This window comes from Fibrobacter succinogenes subsp. succinogenes S85 (genome assembly GCF_000146505.1).
Lineage (GTDB): Bacteria > Fibrobacterota > Fibrobacteria > Fibrobacterales > Fibrobacteraceae > Fibrobacter > Fibrobacter succinogenes.
Genome location: NC_017448.1, coordinates 676021 through 688673, shown reverse-complemented (window position 1 = coordinate 688673; position 12653 = coordinate 676021). Strand labels below are relative to the sequence as shown.

Annotated in this window: 14 protein-coding genes; 10 read left to right on the top strand and 4 right to left on the bottom strand. The window is 49.4% G+C overall.

Annotated elements, in window-relative coordinates; all coding sequences use genetic code 11:
- The first annotated feature begins 58 nt into the window (after window positions 1-58).
- Window positions 59-1384 (top strand): GntR family transcriptional regulator, encoded by a 1326-nt coding sequence (locus tag FSU_RS02930; RefSeq protein ID WP_012820050.1) that lies wholly within the window; start codon window positions 59-61, stop codon window positions 1382-1384.
- Window positions 1385-1426: 42 nt separating this feature from the next.
- On the opposite strand, the gene FSU_RS02925 is transcribed toward FSU_RS02930, so the two are convergent.
- The gene (locus tag FSU_RS02925) at window positions 1427-2545 is read right to left on the bottom strand and encodes a family 8 glycosyl hydrolase (protein ID WP_012820049.1); all 1119 of its coding nucleotides are present in this window, start codon (window positions 2543-2545) and stop codon (window positions 1427-1429) included.
- A 66-nt stretch (window positions 2546-2611) separates the two neighbouring features.
- Between FSU_RS02925 and FSU_RS02920 the strand changes: the two genes are divergently transcribed.
- Window positions 2612-3031 carry an ORF6N domain-containing protein gene (locus FSU_RS02920; RefSeq protein WP_050751962.1) on the top strand — a complete coding sequence of 140 codons (420 nt, stop codon included), beginning with the start codon at window positions 2612-2614 and terminating at the stop codon, window positions 3029-3031.
- 32 nt (window positions 3032-3063) lie between these two features.
- Here FSU_RS02920 and rpsD read toward each other — a convergent pair whose 3' ends face one another.
- Both rpsD and FSU_RS02910 read right to left on the bottom strand, forming a co-directional pair.
- Window positions 3064-3669 (bottom strand): 30S ribosomal protein S4, encoded by a 606-nt coding sequence (gene rpsD, locus FSU_RS02915; RefSeq protein ID WP_012820048.1) that lies wholly within the window; start codon window positions 3667-3669, stop codon window positions 3064-3066.
- A 97-nt stretch (window positions 3670-3766) separates the two neighbouring features.
- On the bottom strand, window positions 3767-4510 hold the full coding sequence (locus FSU_RS02910) for an endonuclease (protein WP_012820047.1): 744 nt from the start codon (window positions 4508-4510) through the stop codon (window positions 3767-3769).
- 252 nt (window positions 4511-4762) lie between these two features.
- Here FSU_RS02910 and FSU_RS02905 point away from each other — a divergent pair, with 252 nt between their 5' ends.
- Window positions 4763-6052, top strand: coding sequence for a bifunctional folylpolyglutamate synthase/dihydrofolate synthase (locus tag FSU_RS02905; protein ID WP_012820046.1), 1290 nt, complete (start codon window positions 4763-4765; stop codon window positions 6050-6052).
- 88 nt (window positions 6053-6140) lie between these two features.
- On the opposite strand, the gene FSU_RS02900 is transcribed toward FSU_RS02905, so the two are convergent.
- Entirely contained in the window at window positions 6141-6680 is a 540-nt protein-coding gene (locus FSU_RS02900; RefSeq protein ID WP_012820045.1) for an LPP20 family lipoprotein, read from the bottom strand.
- A 195-nt stretch (window positions 6681-6875) separates the two neighbouring features.
- Here FSU_RS02900 and FSU_RS02895 point away from each other — a divergent pair, with 195 nt between their 5' ends.
- Genes FSU_RS02895 through FSU_RS02865 form a run of 7 tightly spaced genes read left to right on the top strand, consistent with a single transcriptional unit; the run spans window position 6876 to window position 12641 of the window.
- Window positions 6876-7577: a MotA/TolQ/ExbB proton channel family protein gene (locus FSU_RS02895; protein ID WP_144065916.1), complete on the top strand. Its 702-nt coding sequence runs from the start codon at window positions 6876-6878 to the stop codon at window positions 7575-7577.
- Window positions 7574-7990 carry an ExbD/TolR family protein gene (locus FSU_RS02890; protein WP_012820043.1) on the top strand — a complete coding sequence of 139 codons (417 nt, stop codon included), beginning with the start codon at window positions 7574-7576 and terminating at the stop codon, window positions 7988-7990. Before FSU_RS02895 ends, FSU_RS02890 begins: the two co-directional genes overlap by 4 nt.
- Window positions 7977-8909: an energy transducer TonB gene (locus FSU_RS02885; RefSeq protein ID WP_012820042.1), complete on the top strand. Its 933-nt coding sequence runs from the start codon at window positions 7977-7979 to the stop codon at window positions 8907-8909. Before FSU_RS02890 ends, FSU_RS02885 begins: the two co-directional genes overlap by 14 nt.
- Window positions 8910-8918: 9 nt before the next feature.
- Window positions 8919-10193 carry a PD40 domain-containing protein gene (locus FSU_RS02880; RefSeq protein WP_012820041.1) on the top strand — a complete coding sequence of 425 codons (1275 nt, stop codon included), beginning with the start codon at window positions 8919-8921 and terminating at the stop codon, window positions 10191-10193.
- An 11-nt stretch (window positions 10194-10204) separates the two neighbouring features.
- Window positions 10205-10783, top strand: coding sequence for an OmpA family protein (locus FSU_RS02875; RefSeq protein WP_012820040.1), 579 nt, complete (start codon window positions 10205-10207; stop codon window positions 10781-10783).
- 17 nt (window positions 10784-10800) lie between these two features.
- Window positions 10801-11661, top strand: a complete 861-nt coding sequence (locus tag FSU_RS02870) for a tetratricopeptide repeat protein (RefSeq protein WP_012820039.1) — start codon at window positions 10801-10803, stop codon at window positions 11659-11661.
- A 2-nt stretch (window positions 11662-11663) separates the two neighbouring features.
- Window positions 11664-12641 (top strand): FecCD family ABC transporter permease, encoded by a 978-nt coding sequence (locus FSU_RS02865; protein WP_012820038.1) that lies wholly within the window; start codon window positions 11664-11666, stop codon window positions 12639-12641.
- Window positions 12642-12653 lie beyond the last annotated feature (12 nt).

Sequence of the window (12653 nt, the reverse complement as noted above, 5' to 3'; positions counted from 1 at the left end):
TTTACAAATTTTCCGTTTGAGAAATTTTGTTATTTTGTGAAATGAAGAGGATTTAAAGTTGCTAATTGAAGATGTAAAAAAATCGATAATCGATGCCGGTTTTCACGATGGCGAAAAGATGCCTTCTGTGCGTAAAATGGCGGAAAGGCTGAAACTTTCTGTCAATACTATTCACAAGGCGTATAAGCTTTTGGCAATCGAAGGACGTATCCAGCTTGTTCATGGCAAGGGATGTTTTTGGGGGACCGCTCCATCGTTCGAGGTGAAGGCCGAGGAGAGTGTCTATTCTGTTGTGGAGCGCCTGTTCCAGAACGATTTGGACAGCGGGTATCTGAATGCCTTTGATGAACTCCCTTCGTGCAAGGAACTTTCGAATCGTTACAATGTTTCGCTTTACATTGTCAAAAAGTTTCTGATGCAAAAGTGTTCGCAAGGAATTTTGCGCCATGTGGGGCATCGCTTTTTCTTTAGCGAAGAACGCCCTGTTGAAAAGTCGAATTTTATTTTATTTGTCCACCGCTCGGATGAATTCGGCCGCTTGAAGATTGAGTCCGAACGCGAATCCGATGTGTTCCGCACGTTTGCGCAGATTGCGGCAGAACAGAAAATTGCGGTGAAGTTTATCGGGTATCACGAAGCTTCGAACCTGTTCTATTTGTCGTCGGGTGAAACGTTTGTTGTAAAGAACGATACTCACTGCTTGGGCGTGTTTCTTTCGACGTGGCTGGTGAATGATGCTGCGAAGTTGTTCGCACATTTTGCTTCGTTCAAAAATCCGATTTCGGTCTGGTGGGAATACGCTCCAGATGTGATTCCGGTGATTGCCCGTAATAAAAAGAAGTGGGCGTTCTACAATGTGGCTTTTGGCAAGGAAGCAGGCGTGATTGTTGGACGTTACCTCAAGAGCAAGGATATGGGGCCGGTTCATTACCTCTCGCCGTACCACGCTAGTTTTTGGTCGAAGGCTCGCTTGCAGGGCTTGTTGGATGCGGGTACGGACGTTATTCCGCTTGTCGATGAACGCTATGCCTCTCCGTTTGACTTGGCAGATGCTGCTGAGCACGAGGGCGTTGAGCGCCAGGTTCTTTTGGACAACATTTTGGAATCGCTTTTGAAGAACGCTACTTTGGATAAATTCGTGTGCTCAAATGACTGGGTGGCGGCTTCGCTGATTGATTACTTCAAGGCGAAAAAGTTACCTGCGCCGTACGTGGTAGGCTTTGACGATACGATTGAAAGTTACCGCTACGTGTTTGATTCGTTTGCATTCAATGTCGGGACGATGGTGAAAGAGGCAATTTACCACATTGTCGCACCGACCATATATGCAGAACAGCGGCGCCAAATGCAGACGCCGCTGGGAAGAGTTGTCGAAAAACACTAAACGCAGTTGTCATCCCGGCCGTTGTGCCGGGATCTACTATGCTCAAACATTGAATTTCCCGGAGCAGGCGAGGAGCCCGAGCATATACAGGAGTCCGTCGTAGTAGCGCCAGAGTCCGGTCGGGATTTCCATATTCCAGAGGTCTTCGGCGAACGGCTTGATAAGCGGATCGCCTGCGGGGAGTGCGACTGTCGATGCTGCGTTCATGGCAATCAGGCCGCCCGTAGCAGGCCTTGCCTCGCGCGGGAACGCGCTCCCGTCGACACGCATGTCGGCGAGATACGGGCGACGCCCGTGGAGGTAACCGAGAATTTTGCGGACTGCAGAAACTTCCCATTCGCTCACGTCGGCACGTTCGCACTTGTCTTGCAATTTCGCAGCGTCAAGACCGATGTTCCACACGACTCGCCAAGCGTCTCCGCAGAAGCAATCGCTTTCCGGGTGCCAAGGCGTTTTCTTCGGTGTTCCGTCAAATTCACTGTAGTCGGCGGCAAGTCCCGTGACCGGGTGGCAAGCCTTTTTTAAGTAGGCAACGCTGTTGTCTGCAATCTTGTTCCAAATTGCATCGCCGCTGGCTTCACCGTACATTCTATAGAACGCGACCGTGTTGTAGCTTGGGTCGGTGTAATCGTTCCCTTTCATGGGGGAGAATCGCACGAGGCCTGCGTTCACGTCCATCATCGTGTACACATCGCCAGCTTGCGGCTTGTGTGCCATGTCGTTGATGAGCTCGACGGCGTCGCGCTTGTATTGTTCGTTTTTGAAAATCTTGGCGGCGTATAAGAGCGCTGCGGCAAAGTATTCTTCGCCATCCGGAGCGGCACCTGGGTCCATCATCGAAAAGTCAGCGGTCGAGACTTGCCAGGAGTAATAACCGGCAAGGTCGCCTTCGGTGTTTTTCATGTGCGTCTTGGCGAATTTCCAGAGTTTGTCGAAAAGGTCCTGCTTGCCGAGGAGTGCGGCAACCGTCATGCCGTAGCTCATGCCTTCGGAGCGAATGTCGTTGTGGCCGATATCCACGATGTACGCCATGTCATTGCCTTTGTCAAAGCAAATGCGTTCGTTTTCGCGGTCGCCTTTGAACAGTTGTGTGAAAGCCTTATTGAGTTTTGCCTCGATTTCGGCGGGAGTCTTACCAATTTCTTCAAAAATGTTTCTCATGGCATCTAAAATAGAAATGTATTGGGCTCCCGTCCTGTTTTGTAGATGAAATAATTTAAAAGTGTTGTGAGTGTTTCTTGTGGAGTTATAAAAAAGGTGGTAAAAAAATTTGACCACCTTGGAAAGTTGAAATTTAGCCCTGTTAATCCAACTGCATTTACAGAACGCGGTTTATATATGCTAGCTACGATATTAAGGGGAAAAATAGCTATCCAGACAACGATAAATATTATAGATACATTTGTTGAAATTAGAGAATTATCGCGTGCTGTAGCTAGTATTCCTCATGTCGTAGATGAATCGGAACGAAAGTCTTTGTTGAAGCGTAGTGGAGAAATAATTTCAAATGTTCTTACGAATGATTTGGAAGAATCTGAAACAGAAACGGAAATAGAATTGAATTTGGCTATGCTTAAGATAAAACATAAAGTTAAAAAGGAACGTCAGCGAAAACAAAAACGCCCGCATTACTGCGAGCGTCTTTAAAAGCTTGAGTCTTTTTGGCTCTAAGCGGTTTACTACCTGGAGTAGTATTCCACGACGAGCTGTTCTTCGAGCTTGACCGGGATCTGGTCGCGGAGCGGAAGCTTCACGAGAGTACCCTGCATCTTGCCGAGATCGACAGACAAGTATTCCGGAGCGGCAGCTGCAGAAGCGATTGCTTCCTTGATCTGCACGTGTTCCTTGGACTGTTCACGAACAGCGATCACGTCGCCAGCCTTGATGAGGCGGCTCGGAGAGAAGCTACGAACACCGTTCACAGTGAAGTGACCGTGTGCAACGTACTGACGAGCAGCGAAGATCGTACGGGCAAAACCCATGCGGTAGACGACTGCGTCAAGACGTGTTTCGAGCAAGATCATCAGGTTATCACCTGCAGAACCTTCACGACGGTTAGCTTCCTTGTATGCCTTGGCAAGCTGAGCTTCGGAAATGTTGTAGGTGAAACGAAGACGCTGCTTTTCGACCAACTGCTGCTTGTAAACGGAAGCAGACTTCTTGCGGGTCTGACCATGCTGGCCAGGTGCGAAGTTGCGGCGGTCGAGAGCCTTTTGAGTCTTCTGAGAAACGGCAACGCCGAGAGAGCGTGCTACTTTACCTTTAGGTCCGCGGAAGGAGGACATATTTACCTCTTTGAGGAAGCTCTTTGGTTACGCTCGCAAGTTGGCAGAGCTTGGCACGACATGCGAGATTTGGACTTCAAATTTAGTCAAATGTTCACTACTTGTCAACAGAATCTTGGCATTTCTCGAAGACGAAGGGGTTGTGGTCGCCTTGGACCTTGAAAATGCGGCGGTCTCGTTCGCATTCGCGCTCGGTGACGGGGTACATCTTGTCCCAAGCTTCAAAAAGCTTGCGGTCCTGTTTGGAAATGTTGATGTTGTAGGTCTTTTCCATGTAGAAATGCACGCGGGCAATCAGGCCTCGGACTTCTTTGCGGGGTTGGACCTTCTTGTCCTTGAAATCGACGATGGTTTCGCACTCGCCGTACATGGGGGCTGGGTTGTTCGTCCACTGGCTGAACATGAAGTTGTTGCGGTCTCCGTTCACTTCGCCGATGGCGGGGTAGAGGTTGTGGAGGTCGCCTTCCATGATCTTGAACGTGGTGTCGTTGGCACTGCAGTTCTTGCGACCGCCGTCGCGCCAGCAGGGGAGGTGCTTACCCATGTTGTGGGCGGTCACGATGTGTTCCCACTCGATGCGCTTGGTGCGTTCAAGGCTTTTACGGTTCGGGTTTTCGCGCGGCTTGTAGTTGCAGGTGCTAAAGTCCACGTGCTTTTTGTCGAGATAGCGGCAACCGCAGTAGATTGTCTCCTGGAGTTCGCCGTAGTAGATGCGTCTCATTTGCTTGCCCGCATCGCGGTAGTTGTAGTGACGGGGTGCGGCCTCGGGGTCGACTTTCGCAAACGAAAATGCTGCGAAAACGCAAAGAATCAAAGCGACAGCGCTTGCTGAAACTTTCATATAAACAAAACCTCTTGTTGTGTGTGATAGAAATGTAATCATTTTAGTTGTTGGGCACGCTTCGCTTTGGGCTATGAGCACGGGGCTTGCGCCCCTTTGGGATATGGGCAATTGTAATTAGAAATGCCCAGAGCCTTGCAAAGCTAGGCAACCTGAAAGCGAAGTGACCCCAGAGCACAACGTGCCGACCCCATACCCCACACCTCTCTCGTCTCTCGTCTTTCGTCTCTCGTCTTTTCTATATTGTAGACCATGATTCAGAACGGATTGGAATATTTGAATTCCCGCCTCATATTCGGGATGATGCCGGGTCTTGCTTCTACCCGTAAACTTTGCGAAGCTCTCGGAAATCCTCAAAAAAAGTTTAAGACGATACATGTTGTAGGCACGAACGGCAAGGGCTCGACGAGCTATTACTTGTCGGGTGTTTTGCAGGCACACGGTCTCAAGACTGGACTTTATACGAGTCCGCATTTGGTGAGCATGCGTGAACGCATTCGCGTGAACGATTTGCCGATTGACGATGAATCGCTCGACCGTTTGATTATGCAGGTCAAGGCCGCTGCCGAAGAGACTCAAGTGGAACCGACGTTTTTTGAAGTTTTGACGATTGTCGCGTTCCTCTATTACGCTGAACAGAATATTGATGTGGCGGTCTTGGAAGCGGGTATGGGCGGTCGCTTGGATAGCACCGCCGTTGCCGATGGCGAACTGATTGTGCTCACGAGCATCGGGCTGGAGCACACGGAAGTTCTCGGTAGCACGGAATCGGCAATCCTCAAGGAAAAAATGGGTGTGGCGGGTTCTGCACAAAGTATTCTTTCAAATGGCCGTAGCAAGACTTTTGTCTTGGGTGGCTTGAATGATGCATTGATTGCTGAAGCCAAAGTCTTTGCGGCGTCGCATGGTTGCTCTTGTGTCGTCCCTGAAATCCGTAATGATATTGAACTTCCAAATTTAGGACAACATTATATCGAGAACGCAAGCCTTTCTCTTAAGGCGGCGGAATTGTTCTTGAATAAGTTTGATGACTCTCTTGCGCTCAAGACTCTTACGACTCGCTCCTGGGCGGGCCGTATGCAAAAGCTTATCGATGCAAATGGCGTGACGAAGTTTATTCTAGATGGCGCTCACAATTCCCACGCAGTTCGTCGCCTGGTCGAGACGCTTGACAAGTATTACCCGAATCAGAAGTTCCATTGCGTGTTTGGTGCGCTTCGTGACAAGGATGTGGGCGAGATGCTCAAGCTCATGGCTCCGCACGTGAGCGCTTGGCATATCACGCGTACGCCGTACCCGCGATTCCGTGAACTTGAAGACTTGCAGGGTGAACTTGAAAAACTCGGGTTGAATGTTGCAAGTGCGGGTGAGTTTTCCCGCGAGTATCTCAATGAAGTTTGTGCAAGCGTTACGGATGGTTCGCCTGTGCTCATTACGGGTAGCCTTTATATGATCGGGGCTACTGTGCAGGCGCTCAAGGACGATTTTGACGGGCTCGCGTTTTTCCGTGGGATGGAACCTACGACAAACGAACATCGTTAATTGGCGCGTACTAATGGGCGCGTAGCGCGATTAAAAAAAAGACATTGGCTTAGCCAATGTCTTTTTGCTTGAAACTTAAGTAGGATTATTAGTCCATTTCATCAAGTTCAGCGTATGCCTTTTCAGCAGCGGCGCGAATCTTTTCAGCTTCTTCTTTCTTTTCCTGCTGTTCGAGCATCTTGATGTATTCAGAGACGAGGTCAGAGTCGAGCGTCATCACGCCGTAGACCTTGAACTTGCCATCAGCAGTGGTTTCGACCTTGACGTCGTTGAGCGTTGCACCATTGAGGCGCTGGTCCACTGCGGTCTTGGACGTGCTCTGGAAGTGTTCGGCAATTTCATCGCTAACTTCTTCCTTGAAGTTCTTGATAAGAGCCTTGGTCTGAGCGTCGATAGACTTGGCGAGGTCTACGCGAGCGTTCTGGTCGGCCTTTTCGTAAGCGAGCTGTTCGTTAGCAGATTCGCCAATACCGATACCTGCCGGAATGTGCTGCTTGAGGTAGTTCTTCTTCTGCATCTGCATTTCGACGAGAAGGCTTGCAGACTTTTCTTGCGGAGTCTGCGGCGGATTGCTGGAGCAACCTGCGAAAAGAGCTGCAAGAGCTAAGCATGCGATGAGTTTTTTCATTTTTTTCTCCTTGGAATTAAAATCCAGATATATTGTTTTGTGATTTTAATATACAAAAAATATCATGCAAAGAAGTAGTTTTGCAGCATTTGTCAAAAAAAGTGTTGTTAAACGCATGGAATGCCACTTTCTATAGTGCTTTTTTGTATTATAATATAGTACGTATAATTTTGTAAAATTTTTTTGGAGGTTGTCTTGAACAATACAGTACCTGTCCTGCAAATGATTACGCAGTCCGATATTGTGACCATGATTATTCTCGGGATTCTCGCTTTTATGTCGCTGGGTTCCTGGGGCATCATCATCGTGAAATTCTTTAAGCATAAATCAAATTTGCGTGCCAATGCCAAGTTCTTTAAGGAATTTTGCAAGCTCAAGCATTTCTCTGAACTCCAAAAACTTTGCACGGTTTCGAACGATAGTGCGCTCCGTCTGCTGAGCGTCGAAGTCTTGAACGAAGTGTCCAAGTTTAAGGGTAAAGTAACTTACGAATCCATTCAGCACCGCTCCTCCCTGCTTGAAGACGCTATCCAGCGTTCAATTGAAGGCATCCGCATGGGCGAGGACCGCTATTTGACTTTCCTTGCCACAAGTTCTAACCTCGCGCCGTTCTTTGGCTTGTTGGGTACGGTTTGGGGCATCATGATTGCGTTCTTCCAGATTGGTCATCATGGCTCTGCGGACTTGACGGTTGTTGCTCCGGGTATTGCCATGGCTCTTATCACTACGGTGGCGGGCCTTTTGGTGGCTATCCCTGCCTCTGCCGGGTACAATTACTTTACCTCGAAGAATGGTTCTAACGAAACTTCTTATTACAACTTTGGATCGCAAGTTTTGAGCTTGTTCAAGAGAGGTGACATGCTCGCTGTTGAAGGAGTTGCCGAGGAGGAAGCGTGAAACGCAGCCGCCGTAAGGACTTAAAGCAGGAACTCAACCTCACGAACATGATTGACATCGTGTTCGCCATCTTGATTGTGTTTATTTTGTGCGCACCGTTGATGAGCCAAGGCGTAAAGGTCAATCTCCCGCAGGTCAAGGCTCCGACGATGGAACAGCAGAAACTTTTGAAAGTTTCCATCACCAAGAATCTCGAAATTTTCATTGCCGATATGCAGGTGGACATGGAAAGTTTCGAGAGCATTTTCAAGTCGCTGTGGAACGGCGAAATGGCTGTGGTCATCAATTCGGACGAAGCTGTAAGTTACGGCTTTGTGATGAAGGTTGTGACGCAGGTACAAAAGCTCGGTGTAACGAAGCTCGGTTTCTTGACAATGACTCCAAAAGACGAACTGGTAAATGGAAAGAAATAGGGACCATATCCAATATTTCGAGACGGAAAACGATGGATCTTTGTTCAAGATCATCGTGTGTGCTGTCGTGTTTCATTTGGCGGTTGTCGGGACTTTGATCGCTCTCAACAACATTGATTTGAGCAAGCCTGCCGAAGAAATTCCCGTGTTCGAGATGGTGCAAGTCGATGAACCGGTAAAAGCTCCTGCGGCTAAGACTGCTTTGCCGGAGCCTGAACCGCAGCAAGCGCCGAAGGTGGAACCTCCGCCTCCGCAACCGCCCGAGCCTGTGCCTGAAACGACTCCGGAACCGGAGCCCGCTCCAGAGCCGACTCCTGTAAAAACGCTAGAGCCGGAAGCTCCGCAAGTTCCTGAAGAGCCCGCTCCCGAAGTGAAGCCGGATACTCCGGAACCTGTGCCTGTGCCGGAACCCAAGGCCGAAGAAAAGAAGCCGGAAGAAAAGGTCGAAAAACCGAAGCCCGTCGAGAAGCCTGTTGAAAAGCCGGTAGAAAAAGTCGCAAAGAAAACGGTTGAAAAGAAGAAGGTTGAAAAGAAACCTGCGAAAAAGCCGAAGGATGACGACTTTGATATCGATGACTTGAATTTGCAGAAGTCGTTTGAAATGCCGAGCCTCAAGGCGGTGAATCCGATTGATATGGACCCGCTGATGCAGGTTTTCCTGGAACGCGCGAAGGCGAAAATCATGAGCAATTTCAATCCGCCAAATGGACTGACGATTGATCGTGATGCAAAGACGATGGTGCAGTTTACAGTTGAACGCTCGGGTGCGATAACTAGTGTGTTCCTCAAGCGTTCTTCGTCGAACAGTGCATGGGACCATTTGTCGATGCGAGCGGTGAAGATTTCGAAGTTGCCGGAACTCCCGCCGACGTACAAGGGATCAAGTCTTGTGTTGCAGTTTAACTTTACGCCGAATTAGAAAATAACTATGAATAAAATAAAATTGCTTTTTGTGTTTGTTGCGATGGCGCTTGCGGCGCCTGCTTTTGCGGCAATTGATACGATTGCTGTGGATGTGGGTATTTCGGTATTCCAGACGATGCCGATTGGCGTTGTGCCTTTTGAAGAAGAAGGAACTATCAAGTGGACAAACGAAGCTCCGCATCTGATTTTGACGCGCGATGCCAATCTCTCCGGGCGTTTTGAAGCCGTGAATTCGGACAAGTTTGACTTGGTGCTTTTTAGCAAGAAGCGCGCTCGCCAGTATGTGACCGGTACAGCGACCAAGCTCTCGAACGGGAAAATCAAGCTCGATTGCTATCTGTATGCCGCCGAAACGAAGGACGTGTTGCTTGGCGAAAGCTATACCGTGAAGCCTTATGACGTGCGTCAGGCGGTGCATTCGTTCTTTGACAAGGTCGTTTATCGCTTGTTCGGGGAACGCGGTGTTGCATCGACAAAGCTTGCTTATGTCTCGAAAATTGATGGCGTGAAGCAGGTCGTGATTTCGGATTACGATGGTTTTTCTCGTCGCCAGATTACGCGTGATTCTTCAATCAATATGATGCCGGTTTGGCAGAAGGGCAACAAGGGCCTTGTGTATGTGAACTTCCGCAAGCAACGCCCGAACCTTTACGCCATCACATTTGGCGGCAAGGAAACCCCGCTCTTTACGCAGTTCAAGCAGACGTTTAGCCCGGCAGTAAACCCGAAGACCGGAGAACTTCTTTTCTCAGTGACGGAAGGCGCAAAGACGGAACTATATCGCGGCGATATGAAGACGGGTTCTGCGCAGAAGTTCTTGCACTTGAAATCGAATCAGGTAAGCCCTTCTTGGAGCCCGTTTGCAAGCGAAGTGCTCTTTACGAGTGATCGTGGTGGCTCTCCGCAAGTGTATGCGGTAGGGAAGGACGGCACGGACGTGCGCCGTATTACGTACATGGGCCATTACAATGAACGCGCAAGCTGGTCTCCGGAAGGGGATCGCATTGTCTACACATCGATGGACGATGGCAAGATGAACATTTATACTTGTGCTCTTGATGGTACGGATATTATCCAGCTGACCTCGAACGCAGGGAATAACGAACACCCGACTTGGTCGCCCGATGGCAAGCTGATTGCATTTGCCAGTGACCGCGGCGGTAATTATCAAATTTATATTATGCGTAAAGATGGGAGCGGCGTGACTCGCATTACGAATGGTAGCGAAAATACTTCGCCGACTTGGTCCTGGTTCTTTGACGAGAAAAAAGTTAAATAGAGGAGTGAATTATGGGTAAGGTATTTAAACTTGCTTTGATGGGTACTGCTGTTGCGCTCTTCGCTTGGGGCTGCAGCAAGGAAAAGCCGGAAACGGATCCGCAACCGCAAACGGCGCCGGAAGCTCCTGCGGATTCTACGTTGAATCTTGATGCGCTTGTCGCAGATACGTTGGATGCGGATTCCTTGGCTCGCTTGGAAGCGGAACGCCTTGAAGCTGAACGTGCGCGCTTGGAAGAACTGATCAACCGCATTATGCTCGAAGATGTTTACTTTGACTATGATCGCTCCGAATTGACCGAAAATGCAAAGCGCTTGCTTGCTCAAGTGGCAGAAATCCTGGTCAATGAAAATCGCTTTATCGTGACGGTTGAAGGCCATACGGATGCTCGCGGCACTGAAGACTACAACATTTCTCTGGGCGCTCGTCGCTCAACCGTGGTGCGCGAGTTTTTGATTGCGTATGGCGTGGATGCCAACAGGCTTGTTTCGGTGAGCTATGGCAAGGAACGCCCGAAGGTGCAGGGAACTGACGAAACGGCTTATTCCAAGAATCGTAGAGCGCATTTCCGCGTGTCCATTGATCAATAGTTTGGGAGGACTTGATTGTGAATTTGAAGACTTTATCTCTTGGCTTTGTTTTGGCATCTTTTATGCTATCGGGATGCAGTAGCATTACGATGTTGCGCACAAAAGAAATGCGTGCTGTCGGCGATGATGTCATTGCCAAAAATGATTCGGCGTACAAGGCTCTTTCGGCTGAAAATGCTGCGCTCCGTGCTGAACTCGATAGCGTGAAGGCTCAGCTTGATGCATCTGCAGTGGCGCAAAAGCGTTTGCAGGCCGAAGTGACGGTGCTTTCGAATCGCATGAGCGAAGAAACGGTTCGCCGCGATACACGTCAGGAAGAAATCATTTACCGCCTGGATTTGCTCCTCGGAAAGTCTGACAAGATTTTGGCAAAGAAGGTTGTGGTGAACAATGGTGTGGCCAGCGCTGTGATGGAACCGGACGCCAATGCCGAAAAAATGGTTGAAGCGGAAACGATGTTCAATGCTGCCCATTCGGATTATCACCGTGGCGAATACAAGCTTGCGTACAACGGCTTTAAGCAGGTCTACGAACTTGTGAAAAAGGGCGAAATGGCAGAAGGGGCTCTCTACTGGATGTCGCTTTGCTTGATGGAGGCAAATCAGCCGGCAAAGGCAAAGACGCTCCTTACGAATCTCGTGGATTCCAATCCGAACGGGATGAAGGCTTGCGCGGGCATGTATAAGCTTGCTTCAATTTACGGCAATGAATGCAATCTGGACCGCAAAAAGCAGTATTTGCAGATGATACTTTCAAACAATACATGCGCTTCGACTCCGGAACTGGAGCAGGCCGCGATTTCGTTGCAGGAAATGCTTGACTTTAAGTCTTCGGATGGGCGCTCGGCAACGGAAATTTGTAGAGAACAGATGAGGTAAGCTTGTTTTTGCGACGCCGTTTGTTTGGCTTTATCGCTCTTGCGGTTCTGATTGTATTGCTATGCGTAGCGACGCTTTGCTATGGCGTTGTTGACATTCCGTTTGCTTCGGTGGTGCAGTCGCTGTTTAGCCCTGGCGACGATGTCTCTTCGAACATCTTGTGGAACTTGAGAATTCCGAAGATGATTGCCGCTGTTTTGGCAGGGGCATCACTTGCCGTGTCTGGCCTTTCGTTACAGACTGTGTTCCGAAACCCGCTTGCGGGACCATTTGTGCTTGGCATTAGTAGTGGTGCAAGTCTCGGTGTTGCACTTGCGCTTTTGGCAGGTGTTGGCTTTGGTAGCGTAGGTGTGCTTGGCTCGGCTGCGCTTGGGGCTCTGCTTGTGACGTTTATTGTGATGTTTGTCGCGACACGCTTTGCCCAGACGGGCGTGCTTTTGATTGTTGGGCTCTTGACGGGATATTTTATCGATGCGATTGTGAGTGTGCTGATTGCCGGAAATTCCTCGGAATCTTTGCGCGTCTATGTGGCGTGGGGAATGGGTAGCTTTGGGCGAGTGACTCTTGGCGATGTGTGGATTTTTACATGCGCCATTTTGGTTGGCCTTGTGCTGATTGGGGGCTCGCTACGATATTTGAATGCTGCTCTTCTGGGCGATGATTTTGCGCATGGGCTAGGGCTGAATGTGAAGCGCTCCAAGATTTGTGTGCTGCTCGGGGCAAGCCTTTTGGCGGGAACGACAACAGCTTTTTGTGGTCCCGTGGCGTTTATTGGTATTGCGGTTCCGCATTTGGCTTATATGCTTTTCAAGACTACTAATCACCGGTTGCTTTTGCCGGGGGCTGCGTTATGCGGTGTTGCGCTTGCACTTTTGGCAGGGCTTTTCCCGGCTTCTGTTCCGTTGAATGCGGTGCTTTCGCTGGTGGGCGTTCCTGTGATTTTGTGGGTACTTGTGCGCGGTTCGGGTGCGCGATTCTAGGAGGCGTTTAAG

Bases quoted from the DNA above. Each gene is read 5' to 3' on its own strand.
- rpsD (WP_012820048.1), bottom strand. From the start codon at position 3,669: ATGTCCTCCTTCCGCGGACCTAAAGGTAAAGTAGCACGCTCTCTCGGC.
- FSU_RS02875 (WP_012820040.1), top strand. From the start codon at position 10,205: ATGGGTAAGGTATTTAAACTTGCTTTGATGGGTACTGCTGTTGCGCTC.
- FSU_RS02905 (WP_012820046.1), top strand. From the start codon at position 4,763: ATGATTCAGAACGGATTGGAATATTTGAATTCCCGCCTCATATTCGGG.
- FSU_RS02880 (WP_012820041.1), top strand. From the start codon at position 8,919: ATGAATAAAATAAAATTGCTTTTTGTGTTTGTTGCGATGGCGCTTGCG.
- FSU_RS02900 (WP_012820045.1), bottom strand. From the start codon at position 6,680: ATGAAAAAACTCATCGCATGCTTAGCTCTTGCAGCTCTTTTCGCAGGT.
- FSU_RS02925 (WP_012820049.1), bottom strand. From the start codon at position 2,545: ATGAGAAACATTTTTGAAGAAATTGGTAAGACTCCCGCCGAAATCGAG.
- FSU_RS02910 (WP_012820047.1), bottom strand. From the start codon at position 4,510: ATGAAAGTTTCAGCAAGCGCTGTCGCTTTGATTCTTTGCGTTTTCGCA.
- FSU_RS02885 (WP_012820042.1), top strand. From the start codon at position 7,977: ATGGAAAGAAATAGGGACCATATCCAATATTTCGAGACGGAAAACGAT.